This window comes from Gordonia insulae (genome assembly GCF_003855095.1).
Classification (GTDB): Bacteria; Actinomycetota; Actinomycetes; order Mycobacteriales; family Mycobacteriaceae; genus Gordonia; species Gordonia insulae.
Map to the genome: position 1 here is coordinate 1,484,469 of NZ_CP033972.1, position 26,287 is coordinate 1,510,755.

The 26,287-nt window shown below is 68.3% G+C and carries 26 protein-coding genes and 1 pseudogene; 11 read left to right on the plus strand and 16 right to left on the minus strand.

Annotated features, from left to right (window positions below; all coding sequences use genetic code 11):
• Positions 1 to 36 precede the first annotated feature (36 nt).
• The gene (locus D7316_RS06730) at positions 37 to 609 is read right to left on the minus strand and encodes a TetR/AcrR family transcriptional regulator (protein ID WP_124711168.1); all 573 of its coding nucleotides are present in this window, start codon (positions 607 to 609) and stop codon (positions 37 to 39) included.
• A gap of 159 nt (positions 610 to 768) precedes the next feature.
• On the opposite strand from D7316_RS06730, the gene D7316_RS06735 reads away from it, so the two are divergent.
• Both D7316_RS06735 and D7316_RS06740 read left to right on the plus strand, forming a co-directional pair.
• Complete coding sequence (locus tag D7316_RS06735; protein ID WP_124707593.1) at positions 769 to 2,307, plus strand: flavin-containing monooxygenase; 1,539 nt, start codon at positions 769 to 771, stop codon at positions 2,305 to 2,307.
• Between the two features lie 26 nt (positions 2,308 to 2,333).
• Positions 2,334 to 3,164 (plus strand): SDR family NAD(P)-dependent oxidoreductase, encoded by an 831-nt coding sequence (locus D7316_RS06740; RefSeq protein WP_124707594.1) that lies wholly within the window; start codon positions 2,334 to 2,336, stop codon positions 3,162 to 3,164.
• Between the two features lie 27 nt (positions 3,165 to 3,191).
• On the opposite strand, the gene D7316_RS27610 is transcribed toward D7316_RS06740, so the two are convergent.
• The gene (locus D7316_RS27610; protein WP_269462488.1) at positions 3,192 to 4,172 is read right to left on the minus strand and encodes a glycine betaine ABC transporter substrate-binding protein; all 981 of its coding nucleotides are present in this window, start codon (positions 4,170 to 4,172) and stop codon (positions 3,192 to 3,194) included.
• Positions 4,173 to 4,214: 42 nt separating this feature from the next.
• Positions 4,215 to 4,835, minus strand: coding sequence for a MarC family protein (locus tag D7316_RS06750; RefSeq protein ID WP_124707595.1), 621 nt, complete (start codon positions 4,833 to 4,835; stop codon positions 4,215 to 4,217).
• A 38-nt stretch (positions 4,836 to 4,873) separates the two neighbouring features.
• Here D7316_RS06750 and D7316_RS06755 point away from each other — a divergent pair.
• Positions 4,874 to 5,946 (plus strand): annotated as a pseudogene (locus D7316_RS06755) (magnesium and cobalt transport protein CorA).
• Between the two features lie 10 nt (positions 5,947 to 5,956).
• Here D7316_RS06755 and D7316_RS06760 read toward each other — a convergent pair.
• Positions 5,957 to 6,532 carry a suppressor of fused domain protein gene (locus tag D7316_RS06760; RefSeq protein WP_124707596.1) on the minus strand — a complete coding sequence of 192 codons (576 nt, stop codon included), beginning with the start codon at positions 6,530 to 6,532 and terminating at the stop codon, positions 5,957 to 5,959.
• A gap of 52 nt (positions 6,533 to 6,584) precedes the next feature.
• Between D7316_RS06760 and D7316_RS06765 the strand changes: the two genes are divergently transcribed.
• The 3 genes from D7316_RS06765 to D7316_RS06775 are packed head-to-tail and all read left to right on the plus strand — an operon-like array spanning position 6,585 to position 8,611.
• Positions 6,585 to 7,259 carry a metallophosphoesterase family protein gene (locus tag D7316_RS06765; RefSeq protein ID WP_124707597.1) on the plus strand — a complete coding sequence of 225 codons (675 nt, stop codon included), beginning with the start codon at positions 6,585 to 6,587 and terminating at the stop codon, positions 7,257 to 7,259.
• Entirely contained in the window at positions 7,249 to 8,106 is an 858-nt protein-coding gene (locus D7316_RS06770) for a chromosome partitioning protein ParB (protein ID WP_124707598.1), read from the plus strand. Before D7316_RS06765 ends, D7316_RS06770 begins: the two co-directional genes overlap by 11 nt.
• A 16-nt stretch (positions 8,107 to 8,122) precedes the next feature.
• Entirely contained in the window at positions 8,123 to 8,611 is a 489-nt protein-coding gene (locus tag D7316_RS06775) for a nucleoside deaminase (RefSeq protein WP_124707599.1), read from the plus strand.
• Here the strand turns inward: D7316_RS06775 and D7316_RS06780 are convergent.
• The 5 genes from D7316_RS06780 to D7316_RS06800 form a co-directional block, all read right to left on the minus strand.
• Positions 8,592 to 9,767, minus strand: coding sequence for an ABC transporter ATP-binding protein (locus tag D7316_RS06780; protein WP_124707600.1), 1,176 nt, complete (start codon positions 9,765 to 9,767; stop codon positions 8,592 to 8,594). The two genes, D7316_RS06775 and D7316_RS06780, sit on opposite strands and share 20 nt — an antisense overlap.
• 2 nt (positions 9,768 to 9,769) lie before the next feature.
• The gene (locus tag D7316_RS06785; protein WP_124707601.1) at positions 9,770 to 10,588 is read right to left on the minus strand and encodes a carbohydrate ABC transporter permease; all 819 of its coding nucleotides are present in this window, start codon (positions 10,586 to 10,588) and stop codon (positions 9,770 to 9,772) included.
• A gap of 18 nt (positions 10,589 to 10,606) precedes the next feature.
• Complete coding sequence (locus D7316_RS06790) at positions 10,607 to 11,761, minus strand: carbohydrate ABC transporter permease (RefSeq protein WP_124707602.1); 1,155 nt, start codon at positions 11,759 to 11,761, stop codon at positions 10,607 to 10,609.
• The gene (locus D7316_RS06795; protein ID WP_232016802.1) at positions 11,758 to 13,164 is read right to left on the minus strand and encodes an extracellular solute-binding protein; all 1,407 of its coding nucleotides are present in this window, start codon (positions 13,162 to 13,164) and stop codon (positions 11,758 to 11,760) included. The genes D7316_RS06790 and D7316_RS06795 overlap by 4 nt, the downstream gene beginning before the upstream one ends.
• 280 nt (positions 13,165 to 13,444) lie before the next feature.
• Entirely contained in the window at positions 13,445 to 13,933 is a 489-nt protein-coding gene (locus D7316_RS06800) for a general stress protein (protein WP_124707604.1), read from the minus strand.
• A gap of 174 nt (positions 13,934 to 14,107) precedes the next feature.
• On the opposite strand from D7316_RS06800, the gene D7316_RS06805 reads away from it, so the two are divergent.
• The 4 genes from D7316_RS06805 (at position 14,108) to D7316_RS06820 (ending at position 18,717) form a co-directional block, all read left to right on the plus strand.
• Positions 14,108 to 15,445: a magnesium transporter MgtE N-terminal domain-containing protein gene (locus tag D7316_RS06805; RefSeq protein ID WP_124707605.1), complete on the plus strand. Its 1,338-nt coding sequence runs from the start codon at positions 14,108 to 14,110 to the stop codon at positions 15,443 to 15,445.
• Positions 15,442 to 15,999, plus strand: coding sequence for a DUF1003 domain-containing protein (locus D7316_RS06810; protein ID WP_124707606.1), 558 nt, complete (start codon positions 15,442 to 15,444; stop codon positions 15,997 to 15,999). The genes D7316_RS06805 and D7316_RS06810 overlap by 4 nt, the downstream gene beginning before the upstream one ends.
• Before the next feature lie 353 nt (positions 16,000 to 16,352).
• Positions 16,353 to 17,492 carry a lytic transglycosylase domain-containing protein gene (locus tag D7316_RS06815; RefSeq protein ID WP_124707607.1) on the plus strand — a complete coding sequence of 380 codons (1,140 nt, stop codon included), beginning with the start codon at positions 16,353 to 16,355 and terminating at the stop codon, positions 17,490 to 17,492.
• A 79-nt stretch (positions 17,493 to 17,571) separates the two neighbouring features.
• Positions 17,572 to 18,717 (plus strand): Mrp/NBP35 family ATP-binding protein, encoded by a 1,146-nt coding sequence (locus D7316_RS06820; protein ID WP_124707608.1) that lies wholly within the window; start codon positions 17,572 to 17,574, stop codon positions 18,715 to 18,717.
• Between the two features lie 17 nt (positions 18,718 to 18,734).
• On the opposite strand, the gene tatB is transcribed toward D7316_RS06820, so the two are convergent.
• From tatB to sigE, 4 genes are all read right to left on the minus strand, one after another.
• On the minus strand, positions 18,735 to 19,202 hold the full coding sequence (tatB, locus tag D7316_RS06825; RefSeq protein WP_124707609.1) for a Sec-independent protein translocase protein TatB: 468 nt from the start codon (positions 19,200 to 19,202) through the stop codon (positions 18,735 to 18,737).
• 31 nt (positions 19,203 to 19,233) lie between these two features.
• The gene (locus tag D7316_RS06830; protein ID WP_408609986.1) at positions 19,234 to 20,805 is read right to left on the minus strand and encodes a S1C family serine protease; all 1,572 of its coding nucleotides are present in this window, start codon (positions 20,803 to 20,805) and stop codon (positions 19,234 to 19,236) included.
• 3 nt (positions 20,806 to 20,808) lie between these two features.
• A complete protein-coding gene (locus D7316_RS06835; RefSeq protein WP_124711171.1) occupies positions 20,809 to 21,405 on the minus strand; it encodes an anti-sigma factor in 597 nt (198 codons plus the stop codon).
• A gap of 217 nt (positions 21,406 to 21,622) precedes the next feature.
• Complete coding sequence (gene sigE, locus D7316_RS06840) at positions 21,623 to 22,234, minus strand: RNA polymerase sigma factor SigE (RefSeq protein ID WP_124707610.1); 612 nt, start codon at positions 22,232 to 22,234, stop codon at positions 21,623 to 21,625.
• Positions 22,235 to 22,548: 314 nt separating this feature from the next.
• Here sigE and D7316_RS06845 point away from each other — a divergent pair, with 314 nt between their 5' ends.
• Entirely contained in the window at positions 22,549 to 23,217 is a 669-nt protein-coding gene (locus D7316_RS06845) for an O-methyltransferase (protein ID WP_124707611.1), read from the plus strand.
• A 28-nt stretch (positions 23,218 to 23,245) separates the two neighbouring features.
• Here D7316_RS06845 and manB read toward each other — a convergent pair whose 3' ends face one another.
• The 3 genes from manB to rfbD are packed head-to-tail and all read right to left on the minus strand — an operon-like array spanning position 23,246 to position 26,250.
• On the minus strand, positions 23,246 to 24,367 hold the full coding sequence (gene manB, locus D7316_RS06850; RefSeq protein WP_124707612.1) for a mannose-1-phosphate guanylyltransferase: 1,122 nt from the start codon (positions 24,365 to 24,367) through the stop codon (positions 23,246 to 23,248).
• Positions 24,368 to 24,400: 33 nt separating this feature from the next.
• Positions 24,401 to 25,276, minus strand: coding sequence for a glycosyltransferase family 2 protein (locus D7316_RS06855; RefSeq protein WP_164473742.1), 876 nt, complete (start codon positions 25,274 to 25,276; stop codon positions 24,401 to 24,403).
• A 53-nt stretch (positions 25,277 to 25,329) separates the two neighbouring features.
• Positions 25,330 to 26,250 (minus strand): dTDP-4-dehydrorhamnose reductase, encoded by a 921-nt coding sequence (gene rfbD, locus D7316_RS06860; RefSeq protein WP_124707614.1) that lies wholly within the window; start codon positions 26,248 to 26,250, stop codon positions 25,330 to 25,332.
• Positions 26,251 to 26,287 lie beyond the last annotated feature (37 nt).

Sequence of the window (26,287 nt, forward strand, 5' to 3'; positions counted from 1 at the left end):
ACCTGCGGGACTGTGTTCAGACCTGCGGGACCGTGTTCAGACCTGCGGGACGACGGCGGCGAGTGCCGGCAGCGCCGCGGTGATGAGGGCCAGCAGTTGATCGCGGGTGATGACCGGGTCGGTCAGCCAGCTGATGGTGGTCTCCTCGACGAACGAGATCCAGCCCTGAACGGTCATCTCGACCACCGGGGTCACCGAGATCCCCAGCGCCGGCGCGTGATCGAACACCCGGGAGGCCATCACCGAGCGGGTCTGGTCGAACACCTCGCGCATCGCCGGGTCGGCGCTCGACGACCCGCGCATGAACGCCATGTAGGCCTTGCGGTTGTCGCTCACGTAGTCCACGAACGCGGACATGGATGCCGACAGCATCGTGATCGGGTCCCCGAGTCGCGGATCCGGCTCGGTGCACTCGAGCATCTCGTCGGCCTGAGCGCGTGCGATCGCGACGTGGAAGTCCTGCTTGGACTCGAAGTAGTGGAACAACAGGGCGCGCGACACCCCGGCAGCCTCCGCGATGGCGTCGATCGACACCTGTTCGAGCGGCCGGTCGCGCACCATGTCGAGGCCGAGTTCGACGAGTTGATCTCGCCGGGCCTCCGGACTCATCCGGGTGCGCTTGGCCGCCGGCGCCGAACCTGAGGTCACCGCCACAGTCTATGTGTCCTCTCATCCGCTGTCCTTGCTGGTCGACTCCACCGTAGGCTGTTATTGATCATTATTCAATAAGCTATTGACGAGTATTCAATAGGACTCTATGGTGAGATCATGACAATGATCGATGTACAGATCGCCATCATCGGCGCAGGCTTCTCCGGGCTGGGCGCAGCCGTCAAGCTCAAGCAGAACGGATTCGACGATTTCGTCATCCTCGACCGCGGCTCCGACTTCGGCGGCACCTGGCGCGACAACACCTATCCGGGTGCGGCCTGCGACGTCCCGTCGCACCTCTACTCGTACTCGTTCGAGCACAACCCGACGTGGTCGCGGTCGTACTCGCATCAGCCCGAGATCCACCGGTACATCAACGGGGTCGCGGACAAGCACGGCGTCCGCGCCAACACCCGTTTCGGCACCGAGGTCGAGAACGCGGCATGGCACGAGGACGAGCGGCGGTGGATCCTCGACATCCTGCGCGACGGCACCCGCGAGCAGGTCCGCGCGGAGATCATGATCGGCGCGGTCGGCCCCCTCTGTGAGCCCAACCTCCCCGACATCGACGGCTTCGACTCCTACCAGGGCACCATCGTGCACTCGGCACGATGGGACGACGACGTCGACTTCACCGGCAAACGGGTGGCCGTGATCGGGACCGGGGCGTCGGCGATCCAGCTGGTACCCGAACTCGCCGAGGTCGTCGGCCGGCTCGACGTCTACCAGCGAACCGCGCCGTGGATCGTCCCACGCACCGAGCGGCCCTATTCGGCAACCGAGCAGTGGGCGTTCGCCAACGTCCCCGGCTACCAGTCCGCGGTGCGCGGCGCGATCTACGCGATGAACGAGGTCACGGCATTCGGCCTCACCTACTCCCCCCGGTCGCTCAAGCCGGTCGAGTTGGTGTGCCGCGCCAACATCGCCCGTTCCATCAAGGATCCCGAGGTCCGACGGAAGGCGACGCCGACCTTCCAGGTCGGCTGCAAGCGGATCCTGCGGTCCAACGACTGGTATCCGGCCATCGCCCGGCCCAACGTCGACCTCGTCACCGACGGCATCGCCTCGATCTCCGAGACCGGCATCGTCACCCGCGACGGCACCGAACGTGAGGTCGACGTGATCGTGGTCGCCACGGGCTTCCACGTCACCGACTCCCCGGTGTTCGACAAGATCATCGGCGCCGAGGGCCGCAGCATGGCGAACGTCTGGGACGAGATCGGCATGCAGGGATACAAGGGCTCGTTCGTCCACGGGTTCCCCAACATGATGCTGATGATCGGGCCGTCCACCGGTCTCGGCCACACCTCGATGGTGTACATGATCGAGTCGCAGCTGAACTATCTGGTGGACTACCTCAAGACGGTTCGCGCGCAGGGCATCACCCGCACCGACGTCACCGCGCAGGCACAACGGCGCTACAACGCCGACGTCCAGCACGAACTGCGTAACAGCGTGTGGGTCAACGGCGGCTGCGCATCCTGGTACAAGGACCACCACGGCAACATCACCACCCTGTGGCCGGGCTTCACCTTCAACTTCCGCCGCATCACCAAGAAGTTCGACATCGCCGCCTACGATGTGGAGCGTCGCGGGGGCCGTGCCGTCCCCGCCGCATCGCCGACCGACACCGAACCCGCGACGGCCACCGCCTGATCGCCGATCCCATCTCAGGAGGACACATGAAAGACTTTCGTGACAAGGTCGTCGTCATCACCGGTGCCGGCTCGGGCATGGGCCGCGACCTCGCGGTCAAACTCGGCACGATGGGCGCCAAACTCGCCATCTCGGACATGAACCCCGACGGACTCGCGACGACCGAGAAGCTCGTCGGCGAGACCGGCGCCGCGGTACACGCGCAGATCCTCAATGTCGCCGAACGCGAGGCGGTGCTCGACTACGCGGAAGCCGTTGTGGCGCACTACGGCACGGTCAACGTCGTGTTCAACAACGCCGGCATCGCCCACCACGGCGAGATCGAACGCACGGAGTTCAAGGACATCGAACGCGTGATGGACGTCGACTACTGGGGCGTCGTCAACGGCACCAAGGCGTTCCTGCCGCATCTCATCGCCTCCGGCGACGGACACATCGTCAACACCTCCTCGCTGTTCGGCCTGCTGGCCGAACCCGGTCAGGCCGCGTACAACTCGGCGAAGTTCGCGGTCCGCGGATTCACCGAGGCGCTCAACCAGGAGATGATCATCGCCAAGCACCCGGTGAAGGTCAGCTGTGTGCACCCCGGCGGCATCAAGACCGCGATCGCCCGCAATGCGACCACCTCCGGCGATCACGATCAGAAGAAGACCGCCGACTTCTTCGACAAGTACCTGGCGCGCATGACCTCGGCGGACGCCGCCGACGTCATCATCGACGGGGTACGCAAGAACAAGGCGCGCATCCTGGTCGGGAACGACGCGAAGGTGCTCGACATCTGGGTCCGCCTGGTCGCGTCGAAATACCAGGGCATCTCCGCACGCGTCACCGGATGGGCGATGTCCAAGGCCGAGTGAACCCATCCCGATCGGGCCGGCCGGCCGTCACAGCCCGTGTTCGGCCAGCCACCCGTCGGCGAGCTCACGGGTGTCGGCGCCGGTCGCCGCGCGACCGGCCAGGGTCGCCAGGTCGGCCGTCGTCAGCTCCCCGGCCACCTTGTTGACCGTCTGCATCTCGTCGCGGGAGAGGGCCGCCGTCCGATAGACCGGCACGAGTTGCTGGGCCCGCGGGCCCGCGACGACGATTCCGGTGGTCGCCGACCCCGACTGCTCCGCCGGCCCCGATTGTGCTCCTGACCCCGATGCTGCCGGCGCCGCCGCGGAGTCCGCGGCCGGGGCCGGCGCCTGCAGGGCCCGGATCTCGTCCGCCGCCCCCTCCGCGTCGTCGCCCGCCACATCGAGCGGGGTGAGGATCCCGACGGCCCGTCCGCCGGCGATCCGCTCGATCGCGGCGGCCGTCGTCGGCACCGACTCCACGGGACCGAACCGGCAGCCGGTGGCGGTGAACGCCTCGATCGTGGCGGCGTCGGGCGCTCCGACCACCACCACCGGCAGTCCGGATGACATCTGGGCGCAGTCGGCGAGCTCGGTCACCTTCCGCTGTTCGGCCACCGACGCCGCGACGATCACCTGCGGGGTGGCCACCACCATCGTCGGATCGCCGATCGAAACACCCTGCGGCAGTGATCGATTCAGATCCGTGTAGGTCTCGTCGGCGGTGGCGGGCGCCAGCTGCGGCGCCAGTTGCGACAACAACCGCCCACTGAACGCCGGGAACAGGTCCACCGAGGTCGCATCCATGTCGTCGAGCAGGGTCCGGTAGTCCCCGGCCCGGGTGTCCGACGACACCGCACTGCCGGCGTGGCGCAGCGCCCCGGCATAGATCTGGGCCATCACCTGCATCGCCGGCATGTCCGACGCCCCCATCACGAGGGGACGGTCACCCGGTTCGGTCGTCGAACATCCCGCCACCGCCACGGCGAGGCCGACGGTCACGAGGATCGCTGTCGCGGCGCGCTTGATCACGCGCCCCAGGTTACTGGCCGCCACGGCGCGCGCCCGAGCGCGTCAGCCGGCCGCCGCGATGAAGCCCTCGATGGAGTCCGCCATCAGCTGGACCGCGATCGCCGCGAGCAGCAGACCGGCGATCTTGGCGAGCAGGGTGATCCCACCGACGCCCAGGACGCGGATGAGCACTGTCGAATACCGCAGGACGATCATCACCACGAGGTGGACACTGATGATCGCGGCGGCGATGGCGACGTAGCCGGCTACGTCGCCGGACACGCTGCTGACCTCCACGATGACCGCGGCGATGGCACCCGGGCCGGCGAGCAGCGGGGTGCCCAGCGGCACCAGAGCCACGTTCACGTCGTCGCTGGCCTGCGGCTTGCCCGCATTGCCCAGCCCGGTCAGCAACTGCAGCGCGACCAGCAGCAACAGCAGGCCGCCGGCACCCTGCAGCGCCGGGATGCCGATGTGCAGGTAGTTCAGGATCGCCTTGCCGCCGATGGCGAACACGCTGATCACCAGCAGACTCACCAGCGGCGCCTGCCACGCCGCGCGCCTGCGGTACTCGGGCGACCGGTGTCCCACAAGGCTCAGGAACAGTGGGATCTGACCCGGCGGGTCCATGATCACGATGAGGGTGATCAGGGTCGTCGTGTAGACCGTCACGTCGAAGGGCACGCGGTGATACTACGAGTAGCATCCGAAAGGTGCCCTCGATGCCACACATTCGACCCGGCGGTCTCGTCCCCCCGCGGCGCGACAAGAGGCCGATGCCGCACATCCGCGTCCCGGTCGCCCGCGCGGTGGTCGACTGTGCCGTGTACATCGACGGACATCGTCAACCCGGCCGGATCTCCTACACCGCCGCCCTCGAACAGGTGCGGTCGAGCGGCGAGGGGTTCGTCTGGGTAGGGCTGCACTCCCCGACGACGACCAGATGCAGGACGTGGGCGAGGTGTTCGGGCTGCACGAACTCGTCGTCGAAGATGCGGTCAACGCGCATCAGCGGCCCAAACTCGAGGTCTATGACGACACCCAGTTCCTGGTCCTGCGCACGGTCAAGTACGTGGAACACGAGTCCATGGAGAAGGCCAGCGAGGTCGTCGAGACCGGCGAGATCATGATCTTCGTCGGGGCGGACTTCGTGATCACCGTCCGGCACGGCGACCACACCCACCTGTCCGGACTACGCAGGCGACTCGAGGCCCGCCCGGAACGTCTCGTACTCGGGCCGACGGCCGTGCAACACGCGATCGCCGACCTGGTGGTGGACAGCTACCTCGCGGTCACCGAGAAGATGGAGAACGACATCCTCGCCATCGAGGAGTCCGTGTTCGGCCCGCGCAGGTCGTTGAACATCGATCCCGTCTATCTGCTCAAGCGCGAGGTGCTCGAACTCCGTCGCGCGGTGACCCCGCTGACCGGACCGCTCGCCCGCCTGACGGGACAGAACCCGTTGGTGCCCAAGGAGATCCGGCGACACTTTCGCGACGTCGCCGATCACCTCACCACGGTGATCGACCGGATCGTGGAGTACGACGAGGTGCTGTCGTCGCTGATCGGCACCGCGGCCGCGAAGGTCGGCATCCAGCAGAACACCGACATGCGCAAGATCTCGTCGTGGGTCGCGATCGCCGCCGTCCCCACCATGGTCGCCGGGATCTACGGCATGAACTTCGACAACATGCCGGAGCTCCATCAACGTTGGGGGTACCCCACCGTGCTCGTGCTGCTGGTCGTGGCGTGCTCGGTCCTGTGGGCGGTCTTCCGCCGCCACAACTGGTTGTAAAGGGCGGTGGTCAGAGTTGCGCGCCGGACCGATCCGGTGACCGCACGTCGATCGCGGCCTCGCGCCACGCGTCCCGCAGGGCGTCGACTCCCTTGAGTCGCACCCAGGCGGCCTCGTTCGCCGTGATCGGCACGGCGCGGAGGAACCGGACCGGATCCATCGGTTCGTCGAGCGGGAGTTCGTCGAGGTCGTCACGCTCCAGGATCATCGCGGTACACGTGGAGCCGTCCCAGATCGGTTCGGAGAGGTCGATCAGTGCGTCCTCGGCGAGGATGAGCCCCTCGACCGCGGGCGCCGCGGCCAGTGTCGCCAGGCGACGATGCAGCCCGGGCAGTGCCCGGCCACCGTGCATCCGGACGACGAGCTCGGCCCGGGGGCCACGCACCGGATCGGCGTGGATGTCGGTCGGCTCGGACATCGGGTGCCGCGCACAGCCGACGGTCGCGTAGACGACGTCGTCGCCGGTGACGAAACGCAGCACGTCGATCGGCTCCACCCCGAGAAAGGTCACCGAGGCGCGCTGGGGTCGGGCACCCAGTCGCTCGGCGAGGTACTGACTGATCCGATCGGTGACGGCATCGCTCACGCCGTCCACCGTAGTAGGACGTGTCGTGGGCGCGATCACCTAACCTGAATGCGTGGTGCGTGTCCTGGCGGTGGCCGACGAGGTGGTCGATTCGCTGACCTTCGGGGTCGGCATCGACGGCCGACCGGACCTCATCCTCGGCGCGGGAGATCTGCCCTTCGACTATCTCGAGGTGCTCTCCACCCTCTGCGACGCGCCCTGCGTGTTCGTGCCGGGCAATCACGACCGCGACCTCTCGGGCTATCGCAACGGCCGCGCCGGCTGGCTGCGGGCCGGCCTGCCCAGCGACGACCCCGGCCCCCGCGGCGCGATCAACGCGGACGGTCGGACGGTGGAAGTCGCCGGACTGCGGATCAGTGGCCTCGGCGGGTGTCGTCGCTACAACAGCGGACCCAATCAGTACACCGACACCCAGCAGCGGCTCCGGTCGTGGCGGCTGCACTGTGGCCGGCCGACGCCCGACATCCTGCTCACCCACAGCCCGGCGCGCGGCGTCGGGGATGGTGATGACCGCCCGCATCGCGGGTTCGAGTGTTATCACGGTCTGGTCCGGTCGCTGCGGCCCACATTGATGGTGCACGGCCACGTCCATCCGTTCGGCACGCATCCCAGCGACAAGATGATCGGCGACGACACCATCTCGATGAACGTCGTGGGGTATTGCCAGTTCGACATCGACCCGGGGACCCGGGAGTTCCAGATCGTCCGGCGGCGTCATGGCGCGTGACACCGGTTTCCCCACCGCGGACGCGGAGAACGACTTCAGCCGGATGCGCCGGCACGCCGAGATGTCGCGCCTGCTGGCCTGGTTCACCCGGCAGCCGGCCGACGTCAACACGATCCTGCCGTTCGACGAGGTCGTCGCAGCGTTGGGCCGGCTGGGCGAGACAGCCCTCGGCCTGCAGCAGGTCGAAGTGGCCTCGATCGTCGGGAGTGTGGACCGCACAAAGGATTTCGACCGTTACTTCCGGCCGACGTCGTCACGGATCCGGGAACGGTGGCAACGCCTCGCCGAGGCCCAGCGGCGCGGTGAGTCGATGCCGCCGGTGCAGTTGTACCGGATCGGTTCGATGCATTTCGTCATCGACGGCCACCATCGGGTGTCCATCGCGATCGCCCGGCACTTCCACACGATCGACGCCTACGTCACCGAGATCCACACGCGGATCTCACCCGACGGCATCAACGTCGCGGGCGACCTGCTCCTCAAGGACCATCGCCGACTGTTCCTCTCCCGCGTCCCCTTGAGCGGTTCGCAGGCCGATGCGATCCGGCTCGTCGACCCCTTCGACTACGCCGAGCTCGCGGAGAACGTGGAGGCCTGGGGATTTCGGCTCTCCCAGGAGATCGGCGAGTTCGTCAGCCGGGTGGACGTCGCGCGGCGCTGGTTCGGCGAGGAGTTCCTCCCGGTGGTCCGGATGGCGCGTCGGGCGGGCATCCGGCAGGATCTGACCAGGGACGCGGAGCTCTACATGTGGCTCGCCTGCGAACGTTATCGTCTGGTGCGCAAGCACGTCTGGGACGACGAGATCCTCCGCGAGCTCCGCGATCAGGGGCAGCGACGCCGACGATGAGAAGGGGCACCACCACATGACCGTCACGCCAAGCGATGTCGATCGACTGCGACGCTGCGTCGACCTCGCCCGGGAAGCGCTCGACGACGGGGACGAACCGTTCGGGTCGACGCTCGTGGCGGCCGACGGAACCGAGCTGTTCGCCGACCGCAACCGGGTATCCGGCGGCGACGCCACCCAACATCCGGAGTTCGCGATCGCCCGCTGGGCCGCAACCAATCTCACTCCGGCGCAACGCGCGTCGAGCACCGTCTACACCTCCGGCGAACACTGCGCGATGTGCTCGGCGGCGCACGCCTGGGTCGGCCTGGGTCGCATCGTCTATGCGGCATCCACCGAGCAACTCGGCGCATGGCTGCTCGAGTGGGACGCACCGGCGGCACCGGTCGCGCCGCTGTCGATCCGGCAGGTCGCGCCGGGCGTCCCGGTCGACGGCCCGGTGGACGAGTTCGCCGACGCCCTGAAAGCGCTCCACCGTGCCCGCGTCACGCGAGACGCAGGTTGACCCCCGACGCCAGGTCGAACACGGCCACCTTGGCCGGGTCGTAGAACAACTCGGCGGTGCTGCCGCGGGCGATGGCCGACTCCGGTGCCACCCGCGCGATCATCTGTCCGCCACCGATTTCCGCGCCCGAATCCGCGGAGAGCTCGGCCAGCGCATCGCTGGTCGGGTGCGGCGCGTCGACGCTGAAGTAGACGTAGTTGTCCGAGCCCATCGACTCGATGACGTCGACGGTCGCGGTGAAGCTCGCTCCGTTGGCGCGGGCGGCGGAATCGACGAGTGCCGCATCCTCGAGATGCTCGGGCCGTAGTCCCACCAGGACATCGCCGTTGCTCTGGGCCTTCTGGGCGTTGGCCACGACCTGCTGATGGTCGGGCACGCTGACACGGCCGAGCGGGGTGTCGATCCCGTCGCCACCGAGCCGGCCGGGCAGGAAGTTCATCGACGGTGAGCCGATGAACCCGGCGACGAACAGATTCGCCGGGTTGTTGTAGAGCTCCTGCGGCGAGCCGATCTGCTGGACGTGACCACCGCGCAACACCACGACGCGGTCGCCGAGGGTCATCGCCTCGGTCTGGTCGTGCGTGACGTAGACGGTGGTGGTGCCCAACCGGTTCTGCAGACGGGCGATCTCGGTGCGCATCTGCACGCGCAGCTTGGCGTCGAGGTTCGACAGCGGCTCGTCCATCAGGAACGCCTTGGGCGAGCGCACGATCGCGCGACCCATCGCGACGCGCTGCCGCTGACCACCGGACAGGTTCGCCGGCTTGCGGTCCATGTACGGCCCGAGGTCGAGGATCTTTGCCGCCTCGTCGACCTTCGCGGTGATCTCCGCCTTCGACAGCTTCGCCAGCGTCAGCGGGAAGGCGATGTTGTCCCGCACCGACATGTGCGGATACAGCGCATAACTCTGGAACACCATGGCGATGTCGCGGTCCTTGGGAGCACGATCGTTGACCCGCTCCCCACCGATCCGCAATTCGCCGGACGAGATGTCCTCCAGACCCGCGATCATGTTGAGCGTGGTCGACTTCCCGCAGCCCGACGGACCGACCAGGATGATGAACTCGCCGTCGGCGATCTCGATGTCGACCCCGTGGACCGCGGTCGACCCGTCCGGGTACTGCTTGGTGACGTTGTCCAGAACGATGTCGGCCATGGTTATCCCTTCACCGCGCCGGAGGTCAGCCCGGCCACGATTCGACGTTGGAAGAAGAGCACGAAGATGATGATCGGAATGGTGATGACCACTGCGGCCGCGGCGATCGAGCCGGTGGGTTCCTCGAACTGGCTGTCACCGGTGAAGTTCGCGATCGCCACCGGTGCGGTGATGGCGCGCTCGGTGGAGGTCAGCGACAGGGCGAGCAGCAGGTCGTTCCACGCGAAGATGAACACCAGGATGGCGGCGGTCACCACGCCGGGGGCCGCCAGTGGGGCGATCACCTTGCGGAAGGCCTGCCACGGCGTCGCGCCGTCCATCTTGGCCGCCTTCTCCAGCTCCCAGGGGATCTCGCGGAAGAACGCCGAGAGTGTGTAGATCGCCAGCGGCAGCGCGAAGGTGATGTACGGCAGGATCAGGCCCGGCCACGTGTCGAACAGACCGAGGTTGCGCTCGATGTTGAACAGCGGTGTGACGAGCGAGATCTGCGGGAACATCGCGATCAGCAGCGCCGCGCCGATCAACACCTTCTTGCCCGGGAAATCGAGCCGGGCCACGGCATAGGCGGCCATGGTGCCGAGTATCACCGCGATGAGGGTGGTGATCAGACCGATGCCGATCGAGTTGCGCAGCGCGCTGGTGAAGGCGCTCGTCTCGAAGATGCCGGTGTAGTTGTCCCAGGTCCATTCCTTGGGGATGAAGCTGCCGTCCTTGACGCTGCCCGGTGGCTTGAACGACAGGCTCAGGATCCACAACAGCGGGATGATCGCATAGAGGATCACCAGGATGTTGGCGATCGACCACCAGGCCTTGTTTCCCATACCGGATCTCACGCGGCCCTACCTCCCCTCGTTGTCGGAACCGGGCGCGGCCGCGCCGAAGCCCTTGATGAAGATGAACGCGATGATCGCGACGCAGATGAAGATCAGGATGCTGATCGCCGAGCCGACACCGAGGTTGAACGCCTTGAACAGATTGTCGTAGCCCAGCATCGATACCGAATAGGTGTTGTTGGAGCCTCTGGTCAACACGTAGATGTTGTCGAACACGCGGAAGGCGTCGAGCGTGCGGAACAGCAGGGCGACCAGGATGGCCGGCTTCATCAGCGGGATGATGATGCGCCACAGCCGTGTCCACGCCCCGGCACCGTCGACCTGGGCGGCCTTGAGCAGATCGTCGGGGACCAGGGCCAGACCGGCGAGCAGCAACAGCGCCATGAACGGCGTGGTCTTCCACACCTCGGCGAGCACGATGATCGCCAGCGACGGCCACTGCTCGGTCAGCGGTGCGCTTCCGTCGGGCAGCAGGTTGGCGAGGTAGCCGGTCTCCGGCGTCCACGCGTAGTACCAGGAGAACGCCGCCGCCACCGTCACGATGCCGTACGGGATCAGGACGACCGTACGGATGGTGCCCCTACCGAAGATGGTGCGGTGCATGACAAGTGCGATCGCCATGCCCAACACCAGTTCGATGACCACCGACACCACGGTGATCCCCAGGGTCACCGAGAACGCCGTCCACCAGTAACTGTCGGAGAGCACGGTGGCGTAGTTCTCGAGCCAGACGAAGCTGCGTTCACCCGGTGCCGACAGGCTCGACTTGTTCAGCGACAACCAGAACGCGTAGATGATCGGGTAGCCGGTGACCAGTGCCATCATGATCGCGGCGGGTGCCACGAGCCAGAACGCGAGTCGCCGCTCCGCGGCCTTGCCCTCGCTGAGCTTCTTGCCGCCCTTGGCCGCAGCCGGCGACGCCGCATCGGGCCGGACCGCGGTGCTCACGCCTCCGCCGCCCGCCGGCACGGCGGACGTCGCGGGACCCCCCGCGGCGGACGCTGCGCCCGCGGGTGGCGTCCAAGCGTCGGAGTACACCGGCTGCGCCCCGGTGTCACCCGTCGACGGCGGTCGCACCGACGGTTCGCGGGGCGGTGTGTCATCCGGGAGGCTGTGCCGGCCCGGGCGGGACCGGTTCTCGCCGTTGTCTCCGGTTGTCATGGGATCAGACCCTCCCCGTCGATCGCCTTGCGGACCTGCTCGGCGAGTTCGTCGACCAGCGTCTCGGGATCCCATTGGCCGACCGGACTCAGTTTGGCGGTCAGCAGGGTCGAGATCGCCTGGTACACCGGCGAAGCCGGTCGCAGAGCAGCATTCTGGGATTCCAGCTGGGTGCGGATGTCGTCACCCATCGGATACGCGGCCTTGAAATCCGGGTCGTCGTAGATGGCCGAGATCGTCGGCGGTGTACCGCCCTCGACCGAGTAGACCTTCTGCGCCGCCTCGTTCGTGAGGCACTCGGCGGCCTGGAAGGCCAGGTCCTTCTGCTGCGAGGTGCTGGCCACCGCGATGTTCACGCCACCCAGCGTGGTCTTCGTCGGCAGCTCCTTGCTGACACCGGGATACAGCGCGAAGTCGAACTTGGTGCGGACCGTCTTGTTCACCGGCGCCAGCTGCGCATCGGTCGGCGGATTCTCGGCATCCTCGGCGAGCAAGCCCGCGTACTGCTGCATCTCCGGGAACCACGGGACATCGCCTGCCGCGGCATTGGATCGCATCGACGAGAACACGAACGGCCAGTTGACCTCGAAGGCCGCGCTGCCGGTCTCCATGCCGAGGCGCGCCGACGACTCGTCGGAGTTGGTGAGCGACGGGTCGTGACCCGGCGCCGTCGCGACCGCCTTCAGCACCTCCAGTGCCTTCACGGTGGCCGCCCGGTGCTCCGGGGTGTCGTTGAGCGTCACCAGGTTCGGGTCATCGGCGCCGACCACCGACCCGCCGGCGCTGGCGAGCACCGAGTTGAACCACACCATCAGGCCCTCATACTGCTTGCCCTGCACCATGATGTAGCTCGGTCCACCCTTGGCGCGGATCGCCTGGGTGTCGGCGAGCATCTCGTCCCAGGTGGTCGGTGCGGTCGACTTGTTCAGGTACTTGCGCAGCAGATCCGGCCTATACCAGAGCAATTGGGTGTTGGTCCAGGTGGGGATCGCGTAGAGCCGCTTGTCGGCGTCTTCGTCGGTCTTCCACATCGCCGTCTCACGCGGGCCGCCCAGATTGGTCTCGGCGACCTTGGCCGCCAACGCTTCCGGTACCGGCTGAATCCATCCGGCATCGGCGAACTCGGCCGTCCACACCACGTCCATGCCCATCAGGTCCAGGCCGGGATCGTTGCCCGCCAGGCGGCGCGCCAACTGCAACCGCTGGTCGTCGGCCGACTTGGGCAGCGGCGTGGTGACGATCTCGTACGCCCCATCGGAGTCGGCCGAACACTGCTTGCCGACCTTGTCGATGAACGTCGCGCCGTCAGCCGGTGGATAGATGTTGAGAACCCTGGGCGTGTAGCCCGATCCGCACGCGGTGACGATCGGCAGCGCGGCGACCAGTGCGGCCGCTGCCACCACCAGTTTTCGTCCTACCCCGCTTCGCGATCCACGGTCGGGGGATCGGCCCGTCGGAGTTCCACCGAATTCGGAAGTGCCAGCTCGGAACCGCACGCAGCCTCCTTGATGTCGTTCGCGGTGCAGGACAACGAGGCTGCACCGGTCAGCGCCTGCTGCGTAACGTTATATGTCGCGGTTCGTGACATGCAACACATTCGGCATGGGCGTGCCAGAACGAGGGGGAATCGTGACGTCCGTTGTTCTGTACGTCACTTTCGCCGTGGTGAATCCGGAGCCAGGATCAGTTCGACAACCGGCTGAGCATGTCGCGGGCCCGCTCGGCGCTGCGGGGATCGCACAGCACGTCATAACGCCCCGCGACGAGTTGCATCGTCGACGCGAAGTCACGCTGCCCCCGGGTCGCCGCGTAGGGGATCGTCGCCGAGATCAACCCGAAGATGATGCCGCCGACCAGACCGACCACGACCGGCGTGAACCCGGCCCCGCTCACCACGAGGGAGACCAGCAGACCGAAGAACACGCCGAGCCACGCGCCGGACACGATGCCGCCACCGATGACCTTGCCCCAGCTGAGTCGGCCGATCACGCGCTCCACCTGCATGAGGTCGACGCCCACGATCGTCACGTCCTCGACGGTGAAGTTCTCGTCCGACAGGTAGTCGACGGCGCGCTGGGCCTCGGCGTAGGTTCCGTAGGAGCCGATCGGCCAGCCCTTGGGCGGGGTCGGCAGGCCCGGGGTCGCCCGGCCGGGCCGCATCGGGTTGGTCATGTCGCGTCCTCCCAGTGAGTTGTCGGCGCCGCGTGTCGCCGCTGCGGAACGTCGGGTGCCACCACGGCGCACGATAGTCGACGTCGGAGCACGTCGTCGGCTGTGCAACACCGGCGGATGTGCCCCGGCGGCATATGCGCAGGGCATGCAGCCGATGCCACTACCCTTACTGCCATGGCGTCCGTGAGCAAGGTGTTCGTGGCCAGACTGGTCGGTTTGGCCGTGCTCGGACCCGATGGCGAGTCGATCGGCCGGGTCCGGGATGTGGTGATCGCGGTCCGGATGACCGGACAGCAGCCACGGGTCCTCGGGTTGGCGGTCGAGCTGACCACCCGTCGTCGGATCTTCGTCCCGATGCTGCGGGTGACCACGATCGAGCCGCAGGCGGTCACCCTCAACACCGGTACGGTCAGTCTGCGTCGCCTCCATCTGCGCCCCGGTGAGGCGCTCGCCATCGGTCAGATCCTGGACTCGCGCGTCCGGGTCGACGATCCCGATCTCGAACACCTCGCCGGCGTCGACGTCAGCGTCGTCGACCTCGGTATCGAACGCACGCGCACCCGCGACTGGGTGGTCGCCCGTGTGGCCGTCCGCCCCGGGCGCAAGGGATTCCGACGGCGCGGCGAGACGCACGTGGTGGACTGGCATCGCGTACACGGTCTGACACAGACCGAGTTGAACCTGCCCGGCCAGGGTGTGGCGCAGGCGCTGATGCAGTTCGAGGGGATGCGCGCAGCCGACGTCGCCAACGCGCTGCGTGAACTGCCGGTCAAGCGGCGTGACGAGATCGCCGAGGCACTCGACGACGAACGGCTCGCCGATGTGCTGCAGGAACTCCCGCCGGACGATCAGATGGACATGCTCGAGCATCTCGGGCTCGAACGCGCCGTCGACGTCCTCGAGGAAATGGACCCCGATGATGCCGCGGACCTCCTCGGCGAACTCCCCGACGCCGAGGCCGAGTCGTTGCTCGAACGGATGGACCCGGAGGAATCCGAACCGGTCCGACGACTGCTGACCCACTCCCCGGACACCGCGGGCGGGTTGATGACGTCGGAGCCCATCATCGTGACCGCATCCACGACGGTCGCGGAAACACTTGCGCGCGTGCGTGATCCCGACATCACGCCGGCGGCCGCGAGCCTGGTCTTCGTGGTCCGGCCGCCGACGGCCACCCCCACCGGCAAGTACCTCGGCTGCGTGCACCTGCAGGCACTGCTGCGCGAACCCCCGGCCAACATCGTCGGTGGCATCCTCGACAGCGATCTGTCCCACCTGCGTCCGGAGGACTCCCTGGAGGCGGTCACCCGCTATTTCGCGACCTACAACATGGTGTGCGGCCCGGTGGTCGACGACGAACGCCACCTCCTCGGCGCGGTCAGCGTCGACGACCTGCTCGACGAATTGCTGCCCCGGGACTGGCGCGAGACCGAACCCGAGGACGCCGACGTCATCGGTGGCGGCGGGATCAACCCGGCGTCCGGGATCAACACGGCAGGAGCGGGTGCGTGAGCACCGAACAGTCCGGTCGCCGTCTGGACACGCCGCGTCCCCGGCGCGGGCTGTCGTTCAACCTCGACTCCGACGTCGTAGGGGTCTACGCCGAGCGGATCGCCCGCTTCCTCGGCACCGGCCGCTACCTCGCCATCCAGACCGTCCTCGTGATCGTGTGGGTGGCGCTCAACCTGATCGCGGTGTCCTGGCGGTGGGACCCGTATCCGTTCATCCTGCTCAATCTCGCGTTCTCCACCCAGGCGGCGTATGCGGCACCGTTGATCCTGTTGGCGCAGAACCGGCAGGAGAACCGCGACAAGGTCGCGCTCGACGAGGACCGGATGCGCGCCGCGCAGACCAAGGCCGACACCGAATTCCTCGCCCGCGAACTCGCCGCGGTCCGACTCGCCGTCGGCGACACGGTCACCCGCGACTACCTGCGCAAGGAGTTCGACGACCTGCTCACCGAACTCACCGAACGGCTGACCGATCGGCCCGTGGACCTGTCCACCCCCGGCGGGGACGACGACGAGCGCCATCGACACCGTGGCGGCGACTCCCCCGGACGCTGAGGCCCCCGCCGCCGACATCCCGCGGTGGGCGCCCGCGTCACGCGGTCAGCGCCGGGACACGTGAGCGATGTAACACCGTGACGTCGCGTTCCCGATCAGATGCATGTGATCGAGGATTGTCGGGTTCGGGTACTGGGGCACTCGACCCATATGTATGGTGGGTCACACGTCGTCCACCCCGGTGAGCCAGAATCCGGGGAGCCGGTCAGGCCAGGTACGACGGGTATCCGCGATACCACGGGGGCGGACATGCGTGCGCGTCGGAACAACGGAGTTGGTGTGGACGGACGGTCGATGCCGGTCGAGCGACAACAGCCGCTGTGTCATGGGCCGACTCGGGTGAGGGTGCCACGATGACGCCCCGGCCTTTCCGTCGTGCGCAGGGCCCGAGCCGGGCACGTCTGCCGCGTCGCGCACTCTCCGTGACCGCAGGCGGAGTCCTCGTCGGCGCCCTGGTGCTCGGTGCTGCGGCGTCGAGTGCGTCCGGAGGCGCGATCGCCGTGTCACCGACGGCGAAGGACGACGGTCCACCTCCCGCTGCGGCGGCCATCGTGCCCGGTGCGCCCGTGACACTGCTCGGTTTCGCGCCGCCACCCAAGCGGGTCGAGCCCGCTGTGGTCGCACCGCAGTTCCGCATCGCCGGCGATCTACCGAGCGGCCCGCTCGGAATTCCCGGTGTCGTGCTGCAGGCCTACAAGTTGGGCGCCAACCGGGTCGCCGCCGAGAGCCCGCAGTGCAAGCTGCCGTGGTTCCTGCTCGCCGGCATCGGCCGGATCGAGTCGAATCACGCCTCCAACGGCTCGGTGGACCAGTACGGCACCACCATCAACCCGATCGCCGGCCCGGTCCTCGACGGTTCGCTGGCCGGCAATGCGGTGATCCGTGACACCGACGGCGGTCGCATCGACGGCGACCCCGGACACGACCGCGCGATGGGGCCGATGCAGTTCATCCCGAGCACGTGGGCGAGCTGGGGCTCGGACGCCAACGGTGACGGCAAGTCCGATCCGAACAACGTCTTCGACGCGACGTACTCGGCCGGGCGGTACCTGTGCGCGGGTGTCACCGACATCATGAACGACAAGAACAAGGTCGCCGCCGTGCTGCGGTACAACCATTCGATGGAGTACGTCGCGAACGTCCTGAGCTGGGCGGGCGCGTATGCCACGGGCGTGATGCCGACGAACCCGATCCCCGAGCCCAAACGCAAGGCGAGCAAATCGTCGACGTCGAAGCCGTCGAAGCCGTCCAAGCCGTCGACGTCGAAGCCGGGCGAGAGTTCGTCGGACCCGTCGTCGAGCACCGCGACGACGCCTCCCCCGCAGACCTGCCTCGGCGCGCTCTGCCTGCCGCCGAACCTGGTCCCGCCGGGTCTGCTGCCGCCCCAACCCCCGACCAGGCAGGCCCCCACCAAGGCGGTCCCGCCGAAGCAGGCGCCGACCGGACGGCAGGCGCCCGCACCGGGCACCACCACACCGGTCCCGGCGCGCTGACCACCCGGCGCGGTCGTCCGGCCCTGCGCGCTCTCCCGGCGATCGGTCCCTTCTGCGGCGACGGCTAAGCTGGGAACCGATGACTACCGGAGTTGTACCCACCGAATCGTCGGTTCGCGCTGCCCTGAGCAAGGTCAACGACCCCGAGATCGGCAAACCCATCACCGAGCTCGGCATGGTGAAGACGATCGACGTCAACAGCGACGCCAGCGTGGACGTCGTCGTCCTGCTCACCACGTCGGGTTGTCCGATGCGCAACGAGATCTCCGGCCGGGTGGAAGGTGCTGTCGCCGATGTCCCGGGCGTCGGCGCCGTCCGTGTCGCCCTGGACGTGATGGACGACGAGCAACGGACGGAACTGCGCAAGAAGTTGCGTGGCGACAAGGCCGAACCGGTGATCCCGTTCGCCCAGCCCGGATCGCTGACCCGGGTGTATGCCGTCGCGTCCGGCAAGGGCGGCGTCGGCAAGTCGAGTGTGACGGTGAACCTGGCGACCGCGCTCGCCGAACGCGGGCTGACCGTAGGCGTACTCGACGCCGACATCTACGGCCACTCGGTGCCGCGGATGCTCGGCAGCGATGCCAAACCCACACAGGTGGAGCGGATGATCATGCCGCCCATGAACCACGGCGTGCGGTTCATCTCGATCGGACAGTTCACCGACGGCAACACCCCGGTGACCTGGCGGGGGCCGATGCTGCATCGCGCGCTGCAGCAGTTCCTCGCCGACGTCTACTGGGGTGACCTCGACGTACTGCTGCTCGACCTGCCGCCCGGCACCGGCGACGTCGCGATCTCCATCGCCCAGCTGATCCCGGGAGCGGAGATCCTGGTGGTCACCACCCCGCAGCAGGCAGCGGCCGAGGTCGCCGAGCGCGCGGGCGCGATCGCCCTGCAGACGCGGCAGAAGATCCTGGGTGTGGTGGAGAACATGTCGTGGATGGAGCTGCCCGATGGCACCCGGATGGAGCCGTTCGGCTCCGGCGGCGGTCAGAAGGTCGCCGACCGCCTCACGCAGGCCGTCGGGGCGCCCGTCGAGTTGCTCGGTCAGGTGCCGTTGGAGACCACGCTGCGCGAGGGCGGGGATGCGGGGGTACCCGTGGTGCTGTCCGCGCCGGAGTCGGCGTCCGGGTCGGCTCTGCGGGCCATCGCCGACAAGCTCGCGGTTCGCCGTCGTGGCCTGGCCGGGATGAGTTTGGGCATCGACACCACGCGCCACGACTGAGGCGGGTCACCGACCGCTCAGGTGGCGTCCCAGTCGGTGACGTTCGGCCGTTTCGCCGGGCGGGCGGTCTCCGCCGCAGCGGGTGTCGTCGGCCCGCCCGCGGGTGATGAGGTCTCCGGTGGCGTCGGCATGGGCGCCGAGACCGGTTTGATGGCGGGGGTCTCGGTGACCGAGCGGTCGACCGTGGTCGGCCCCAACCCCATGGTGAAGACGGAATCATCGCCGTCGAGAAGATGCTTGGTCACCATCGCGCGCGGCGTCATGCCCCGCAGCTCGTTGAGTTCCGACAGTGGTTTGCGCAGCTCGTCGAACTCCGGGCCGAGTTCTTCCTTGAGCTGATTGGTGGCGCCGGTCGCGTAGTCGCGCACCTGGCGCAGCGACTTCATCGTCCAGGACACCGCGTCCGGCAGTCGATCCGGCCCGAGGATGATCAGTCCGGCAGCCAGCAGGACGAGGATCTCACCCCAACCGATACTGCTGAACATCTGTCATCCCCATTGCTCGAGGCCAGGAGTCTCAGTCACTGGCCGGAGTGATCGTGCCCTTGAACGTACGCCCGTCCCGCCAGTAGCTGAAGTCGACCCTCTCGTCGATCTTCGCGGTCCGGACCGCCACCGTCAATTCGTCGGCACTCTCGATGGACCGGCCGTCGAACGAGGTGATGACGTCGTCCTCGCGGACGCCCGATTTGTCGGCGGGGCCGCCGGCGACGACGTTGCGGACCTGGGCGCCGAGCACGCGGTCGTTGCGTACCGAACTCGCGTTGACCCCGATCTGCGGGTGATTGACCTTGCCCTGTCGGATCAACGTCTGCGCGATGGGCACGACCTGGTTGATCGGGATGGCGAAGCCGAGGCCGATCGAGCCACCACCGGGCACCAGTCCCGCGGTGTTGATCCCGACCACCTCGGCGTCGTCGTTGACCAGCGGGCCACCCGAGTTGCCGGGGTTGATCGCGGCGTCGGTCTGGATCGCGTCGATGACCGCATCGGTGTCAGACTCCGCGTCGGGCCGGAGCGGCACCGGACGATTCAGGGCGCTGACGATGCCGCTGGTGACGGTGCGATCGAGGCCCAGCGGGGAGCCGAAGGCGATGACCTCTTCACCGATCTGCAGGTTGTCGGAGTTGCCGAGCTTGGAGACGGTGAGGTTGTCGACGTTGTCGACCTTCACCACCGCGAGATCGGTCTTGGTGTCGCGCCCGACGATCCGGGCCGGGACGCGGGTGCGGTCGGCGAACACGGCCTCAAGTTTGGCGTTGCGGTCGTTGGCGGCCATTGCGATCACGTGATTGTTGGTGACGATGTAACCGTTCTTGTCGATGACGAAGCCGGAGCCGGTGCCGACCGCGCTCGAGGTCCGGACATCCAGCGCCACAACCGATTTCTCCACCGCGCGCGCCACGGTCGCAACGGGCGAGCGGGGGTCGGCGTCGCGGTCGTCGTCGCCGGTCGCCAACTGCACCGAATCCGAGTTGAGGGGTGAGACGACCTCGGCGGTCCAGCGGCCGAGCAGCCCGCCGACGAGTCCGACGAGGATCGCGAGCACGCCCAGCGTCGCGAGCGCATGCCAGCTCACCCGCCGACCGAACAGGACATCCTGGATGCCGAGTTTCGGTCCCGGGTCGGTGGGTTCGGGTGTCGCGGGCCGCGTCAGAGCGGGGCCGGAGAGGCCGACCATGCTCTCCGGATCGCGCCACGGGTCGGCGGGTACGGGGTCGACGAGTGGCTCCCCGTAGGTCGCCAGCGGATCGCGCTGCAGGGTCTCGGACTCGCCCGCCGGCCGACGGAAGGCCTCGGCGAGTACCGGATCGGGAGCAGCGATCTGCGGTTCCGGTCGATCGGTGTTCGACGACTGGTCGAACGAACCGCTGACGCCGTCAGGGCGACCGAACACGGCGGCGGTCTGCGGTGAGACCACCTTGTGCTGTCTGGCCTTCTCGTCGGACATCGCATCGATCGAGGTGCCCGAGTCCTGGCGCGACTGCTCGGATGCGAACTCGGCTCCCCGGTCGGTCGCGTCGCGCGGCGCGATGTCGTCGGCGGACTCGGTGCTCCGGTCGAGTTCGCTCTCCCCTGTGGTGTCCACCGGTCAGCGGCCTCGCCAGCGATTCATCCGGGCGCGGGTACTGCTCTGATCGGCGATGTTCGGCTGTCCGTTGCGGGGGGCACCGGTCACCGGGAATCCGGGCGCAGCCATCGGGCTGGGCGGGCGGCCACGATCCCACGGCGCGATCTGTCCGTGCGGATCGGTGTCGGCCTCGTCGGCCGCGGCGCTGACATCGATCTCCCGAGTCGGGATCTGGCTGAGTTGCCCGAGCAGTCCGGCGGGGATGGAGACGTCGCCGGCCGAACGGAGTCGGGCTCGCGCGGAGATCTGGGCGTCGACTGCGGACATGCATTCGGTGCAATGTGCGAGGTGCTCGGTGGCACGCATGTGTGCGGTCATCCCCAGCTCCCCGTCGACGAACGCGGCGACGGCCTCGGAGGCGAGGTGCTCGGTCGGCGCGAACCGTCGGCCACCCGGGGTACCGGGCGCGCGGTAGGTGCGGTTGGGCGCGAAGGACGTCGTCACGGGAGACCAGGTGGCCGGATTCCAGGCCGATCGGCGACGCCGGCGGAGATTCGACGTGGGTAGCGGGTTACCTCCCGGCTGCCCCGAGGTGGGTCGACCTCGGTTCATCTCCATCTTGACGCTCACCTCTTCCGCCACGCGGGCCACTCTGCCGTCCGACTGCCGTCGTGTTCCGATCGATTCCACGCTACTGCGCTCTCGGCGGATGTGCTGTCGCACCACCTTCGAGCGCGGCAACCCAGCCTATCCGAAGGTGACAACGAAGCCCGGCCGACGGTGGTTCCCGAATCGGCGAATCGACGCGGGACGGGCGTGTGATCGGCGGAGGCGCCTAGTGCGCGCTCCCGATGGCGACGGACCGACTGCCCGTGTGACCTCGGGCGATGAGATGGTCGCGGATGGTCTGCCGGCCGCGATGAATACGGCTGCGGACGGTACCGAGCTTGACGCCGAGCGTCGTGGAGATCTCTTCGTACGACAGACCCTCGATGTCACAGAGGACGACCGCGGCGCGGAACTCCGGCGGCAGGGCGTCGAGCGCCTCCTGCAGGTCCGGGTCGAGATTGGCGTCGTGGAAGATCTGCTGCGGGTCCGGGGTGTCGGCGGGCACCCGGTCGTACTCCTCGGGCAGTGCCTCCATGCGGATCTTGCTGCGCCGACGCACCATGTCCAGGAACAAGTTCGTGGTGATGCGGTGCAGCCAGCCCTCGAAGGTGCCCGGCTTGTAGTTGGAGAGGGAGCGGAAGACCCTGATGAAGGTCTCCTGGGTCAGATCCTCGGCATCGTGCTGATTGCCGGACAAGCGGTAGGCCAGGCGATACACGCGATCGGCATGCTCGCGCACCAAGTCGTCCCACGACGGCATCAAGGTGTCGTCGCCGGTGGCATCGAATCCCGCCGTCCCGGTCGGGACGACGTCTGCAGACCCCAGGGGATCAGTCATGTTTGGTGGCCCAGTTCCCTTCCCCGGACATCGCGTCGGATGACGGATGTTCACGATGGTAAACCACCTTCGCCGACGGTCTATTCCCCCGGCGTCGGGTGGTCGTGCAGCGACGAAGTCGTCGCACTGGCGCATCAGGTGCGTTGCTAGAACCCTCTCCCATCGGGGTGTGGTCGCCGTATGAGAGTGCTGAGGTTTCGCTGAGGAAGTCGCGGGCATTCGCGGTCGGTCGCCAAACGGCCCCTGACCACCGACTTCGGCGGCCGGTGGCGCGCCGCCGACGGATTCGAGACGGCGCGACCTAATCTCAGGGGGTGACCGATTCATCAGACGGTTCCGGGTCGTCGTCCGCGGCGTCCGCGAATGCGCTCATCGACTATGCGGAATCGGCGATCGTCGAGGACGACGCGCTGGTGGCGGCCCGCGGCCGCGCCGAAGAACTCGGTGCCGCGGCGGTCGCTCCCGCCGTCGGTGCGCTGCTCGCCCTGCTGGCCCGTTCGTGTGACGCGCATGCGGTCGTCGAGATCGGCACCGGCGCCGGGGTGAGCGGGCTCTGGCTGCTGAACGGGATGGCGGCCGACGGCGTGCTCACCACGATCGACCCCGAGCCCGAACACCATCGGGCCGCGCGGCAGTCGTTCGCGAGCGCCGAGATCGCGCCGGGGCGGACGCGGTTGATCAACGGGACCCCGAGGGAGGTCCTGCCCCGTCTCGCCGACGCCTCCTACGACCTCGTCTTTGTCGACGGCCCGCTCATCGACCATCCGCGCCACGTCACCGAGGCCGTCCGGATGTTGCGCCCCGGCGGGGTCGTCGTGGTGCACAACGCGACCGCGGACGGCGCGGTGGCCGACCCGACCCGTACCGACCCGCCGGCCGCGGCGGCCCGCGAGGCCGCACTGCTGATCGCCGACGACGAGCGACTGTTGCCCGTCGTGATCCCGCTGGGCGCGGGCGTGCTGGCCGCCGCGAAGGCCCGCTGAGCGGCTCCCGCGCGACGACCCCGTCCGGTCAGACGTCGGTGGAGAACCGAATCCCGTTGTCGGGCAACTGAACCCCCGGCCACACCCGAGCTCCACGAAGGAGTTCGCAACGGGCGCCGATGTCGGCGCCGTCGCCGATCACGGTGTCCCGGATCAGTGCCCGGGGACCGACGCGCGCACCGAACCCGACGATGCTGCGCTCGACGACCGCGCCGGCCTCGATGACGGCACCGTCGAAGATGACCGCACCGTCGAGCCGCGCCCGCGGACCGATCTCGGCCCCGCGTCCGACCACGGTGCCGCCGATCAACACCGCCCCCGGGGCCACTCCGGCCCCCTCGTGCACCAGCGACTCGCCATGCCGGTCCCCGAGTGCCGGCGACGGGGCGATGCCCCGCACCAGGTCGGCCGATCCGTGGACGAAGTCGTCCGGCGTGCCCATGTCCCGCCAGTAGGCGTGGTCGACGTGTCCGTGGACGTGGCGCCCCTCGGAGAGGAACTTCGGGAACACCTCACGCTCCACCGACACCGGTCGTCCGGCGGGGATCTCCTCGATCACCGAACGCCGGAACACATAGGTACCCGCGTTGATCTGGTCGGTCGGCGGGTCCTGCGTCTTCTCCAGGAACGCGGTGACCCGGCCGGTCTCGTCGGTGGGGACGCAGCCGAAGGCGCGCGGATCGCTGACCCGCACGAGGTGCATGGTGACGTCGGCGCCGCTCTCCTCGTGGGTGTTGAGGACCTCGCGAACGTCGGTGCCGCCCAGAACGTCTCCGTTGAACACCAGGATCGTGTCGGCGGTGAGTTCGTCGAGCACGTTGCGGATACCGCCGCCGGTGCCGAGCGGCTCGGTCTCGGTCACGTATCGCAGGCGTAGCCCGAGTTTCGATCCGTCACCGTAGTACTCGGAGAACACATGGGCCTGGAACGAGGTCCCCAGGATCACGTCGGTGATGCCGGCCTCGCGGATGCGCGAGAGCAGATGCGTCAGGAACGGGACGCCCGCGGTCGGCAGCATCGGTTTCGGCGCCGACAGCGTCAGCGGTCGCAGCCGGGTGCCCTTGCCGCCGACGAGGACGACGGCCTGCACCGACGGCGAAGCGCCGGACTGGTCGTCACGCGGCTCGTCGACTCGGTCCTCACTGGTCACGGGTGTCACCTTTCGTGTCGTCACCATTACTCGTCACCGCTGTTCGTCACCATGACGCCGGGCCGCGATCACCGCGACCCGGGAACGCACTGCCAGACCGGCCCGCAGCGCGAGCCGCAATGGGGCGCGCAGCAGACCAGGATGCCGATCCGCCTGGAATCGATAGGCACTGCGATGATGCGCGGGCAGCATCTTCTCCGGGTTGCGCCCGGCCGCGTGGCCCTTGGTGTGGACGATCTCCGCAGACGGCACATAGACATTGAGCCACCCCGCCCGGCCGAGCCGGTCACCGAGGTCGACGTCCTCCATGTACATGAAGTATCGGGAGTCGAAACCGTCGATCGAGTCGAACGCCGACCGCCGGACCAGCAGACAGGAGCCCGACAGCCAGCCGACGGGCCGCTCACTCGGCGCCGCGTCGTCGGCGCGGTAGGCGGCCGTCCAGGGGTTCGATTTCCAGATCGACCCGAAGAGCGCGTGTCCCGCGCCGGAGATCAGATCGGGCACCCGGCGGGCGGACGGATAGATCGATCCGTCCGGTTCCCGGATCAGCGGACCCAGCGAGCCCGCGCGCGGCCACCGACGGGCCGCGGCGAGCAATTCGTCCAGCGACCCGGGGCCCCACTCGACGTCGGGGTTGACCACGGCGATGAACTCCACGTCGGGATCCACCTCGGCGACGGCCCGGTTGATGCCGCCGCCGTAGCCGATGTTGCCGCCCGTCCGGACTAGGGTCACGTTGTCGAACTCCTGCTCCGCGGCCTCGGGTGCGCCGTCGGTGGAGCCGTTGTCGGCGATCACGACCCGGGGGGCCGGCATGTCGGTCGCCTTCTCCAGGCTCCGCAGGAACGTCGACAGATACTCCCCCGACGAATAGGTCACCGTCACGACGGCAAGCTGAGCAGTCACCGGGTCAGGGTAACCAACCCGGCGGACCGATCCGCGCGCGTTCGGGTCCACGGTCAACCCGCGGCCGGACCGGCGTCGGTGACCGCGGCGTGCAGCGCCGACCGCCAGTCCCGTAACGGCGTGAGTCCCGCGGCCGCCCATGCGTCCCCGGAGAGCACCGAATAGGCAGGTCGGGGCGCCGGACGCGGGAACTCGGCGGTCGAACACGGCAACACCCGGTCGGGACTCGCGCCGACCTCGGAGAAGACGGCCCGGGCGACCTCGTACCACGTGACGCTGCCGGCATTTGTGGCGTGCAACACGGCCCCGCCGGTCGTGTCGGAACGTCCGGCGGAGACGAGTTCCCACAGCGCATCCGCGAGGTCGGCCGCATATGTGGGCGATCCGGTCTGGTCGTTCACGACGGTCACCTCGTCGCGCTGCGCCTCAAGGCGCCGCATGGTGCCGACGAAATCCGTGCTCTCCGGCCGGCCGGTGTAGACCCACGCCGTGCGCACCACCGTCGCCGTCGGGTCGGTGGCCATCACCACCCGCTCGCCGGCGAGCTTGGAGGCGCCGTACACCGTCTCGGGCACTCCGGTCGCATCGTCGGCCCGGTACGGCTCCGCGCGGCGGGGGCCGGTGTCGGTGGCGGCCGCACCGGCGAAGACGTAGTCGGTGGACACGTGCACCAACCAGGCCCCGACGCGCGCCGTCGCACGGGCGAGCAGTTCCGGGCCGTCCCGGTTGACCGCATACGCACCGTCGGGATCCGCCTCCGCCCCATCCACATTCGTGTAGGCGGCGCAATTGAGGACCACGTCGCCGGGCGCCAGATCGGTGAGCGCATCCGTCACCGACGAGGCATCTGTGAGGTCCAGCTCGGCCGAGGTCAGCGGCCGGACGGCCGCGGGCGCTGGCGCGCTGGACTGCAACGCCGTCCCGAGTTGCCCGCCTGCACCGACGATGTACGTGGTCGAAGCCATGGGACACATGGTGCCGTACTGCGATCGCGAGCACCCGATCATCGGT

Excerpts from the sequence above, each read along its gene's own strand:
- D7316_RS06805 (WP_124707605.1), top strand. The coding sequence starts at position 14,108 with ATGGCGTCCGTGAGCAAGGTGTTCGTGGCCAGACTGGTCGGTTTGGCC.
- D7316_RS06800 (WP_124707604.1), bottom strand. The coding sequence starts at position 13,933 with ATGACCAACCCGATGCGGCCCGGCCGGGCGACCCCGGGCCTGCCGACC.
- D7316_RS06790 (WP_124707602.1), bottom strand. The coding sequence starts at position 11,761 with ATGACAACCGGAGACAACGGCGAGAACCGGTCCCGCCCGGGCCGGCAC.
- tatB (WP_124707609.1), bottom strand. The coding sequence starts at position 19,202 with ATGTTCAGCAGTATCGGTTGGGGTGAGATCCTCGTCCTGCTGGCTGCC.
- D7316_RS06740 (WP_124707594.1), top strand. The coding sequence starts at position 2,334 with ATGAAAGACTTTCGTGACAAGGTCGTCGTCATCACCGGTGCCGGCTCG.
- D7316_RS06835 (WP_124711171.1), bottom strand. The coding sequence starts at position 21,405 with ATGGAGATGAACCGAGGTCGACCCACCTCGGGGCAGCCGGGAGGTAAC.
- D7316_RS06770 (WP_124707598.1), top strand. The coding sequence starts at position 7,249 with ATGGCGCGTGACACCGGTTTCCCCACCGCGGACGCGGAGAACGACTTC.
- D7316_RS06785 (WP_124707601.1), bottom strand. The coding sequence starts at position 10,588 with ATGGGAAACAAGGCCTGGTGGTCGATCGCCAACATCCTGGTGATCCTC.
- D7316_RS06820 (WP_124707608.1), top strand. The coding sequence starts at position 17,572 with ATGACTACCGGAGTTGTACCCACCGAATCGTCGGTTCGCGCTGCCCTG.
- D7316_RS06730 (WP_124711168.1), bottom strand. The coding sequence starts at position 609 with ATGAGTCCGGAGGCCCGGCGAGATCAACTCGTCGAACTCGGCCTCGAC.
- sigE (WP_124707610.1), bottom strand. The coding sequence starts at position 22,234 with ATGACTGATCCCCTGGGGTCTGCAGACGTCGTCCCGACCGGGACGGCG.
- D7316_RS06775 (WP_124707599.1), top strand. The coding sequence starts at position 8,123 with ATGACCGTCACGCCAAGCGATGTCGATCGACTGCGACGCTGCGTCGAC.
- D7316_RS06735 (WP_124707593.1), top strand. The coding sequence starts at position 769 with ATGACAATGATCGATGTACAGATCGCCATCATCGGCGCAGGCTTCTCC.
- D7316_RS06780 (WP_124707600.1), bottom strand. The coding sequence starts at position 9,767 with ATGGCCGACATCGTTCTGGACAACGTCACCAAGCAGTACCCGGACGGG.
- D7316_RS06815 (WP_124707607.1), top strand. The coding sequence starts at position 16,353 with ATGACGCCCCGGCCTTTCCGTCGTGCGCAGGGCCCGAGCCGGGCACGT.
- rfbD (WP_124707614.1), bottom strand. The coding sequence starts at position 26,250 with ATGTGTCCCATGGCTTCGACCACGTACATCGTCGGTGCAGGCGGGCAA.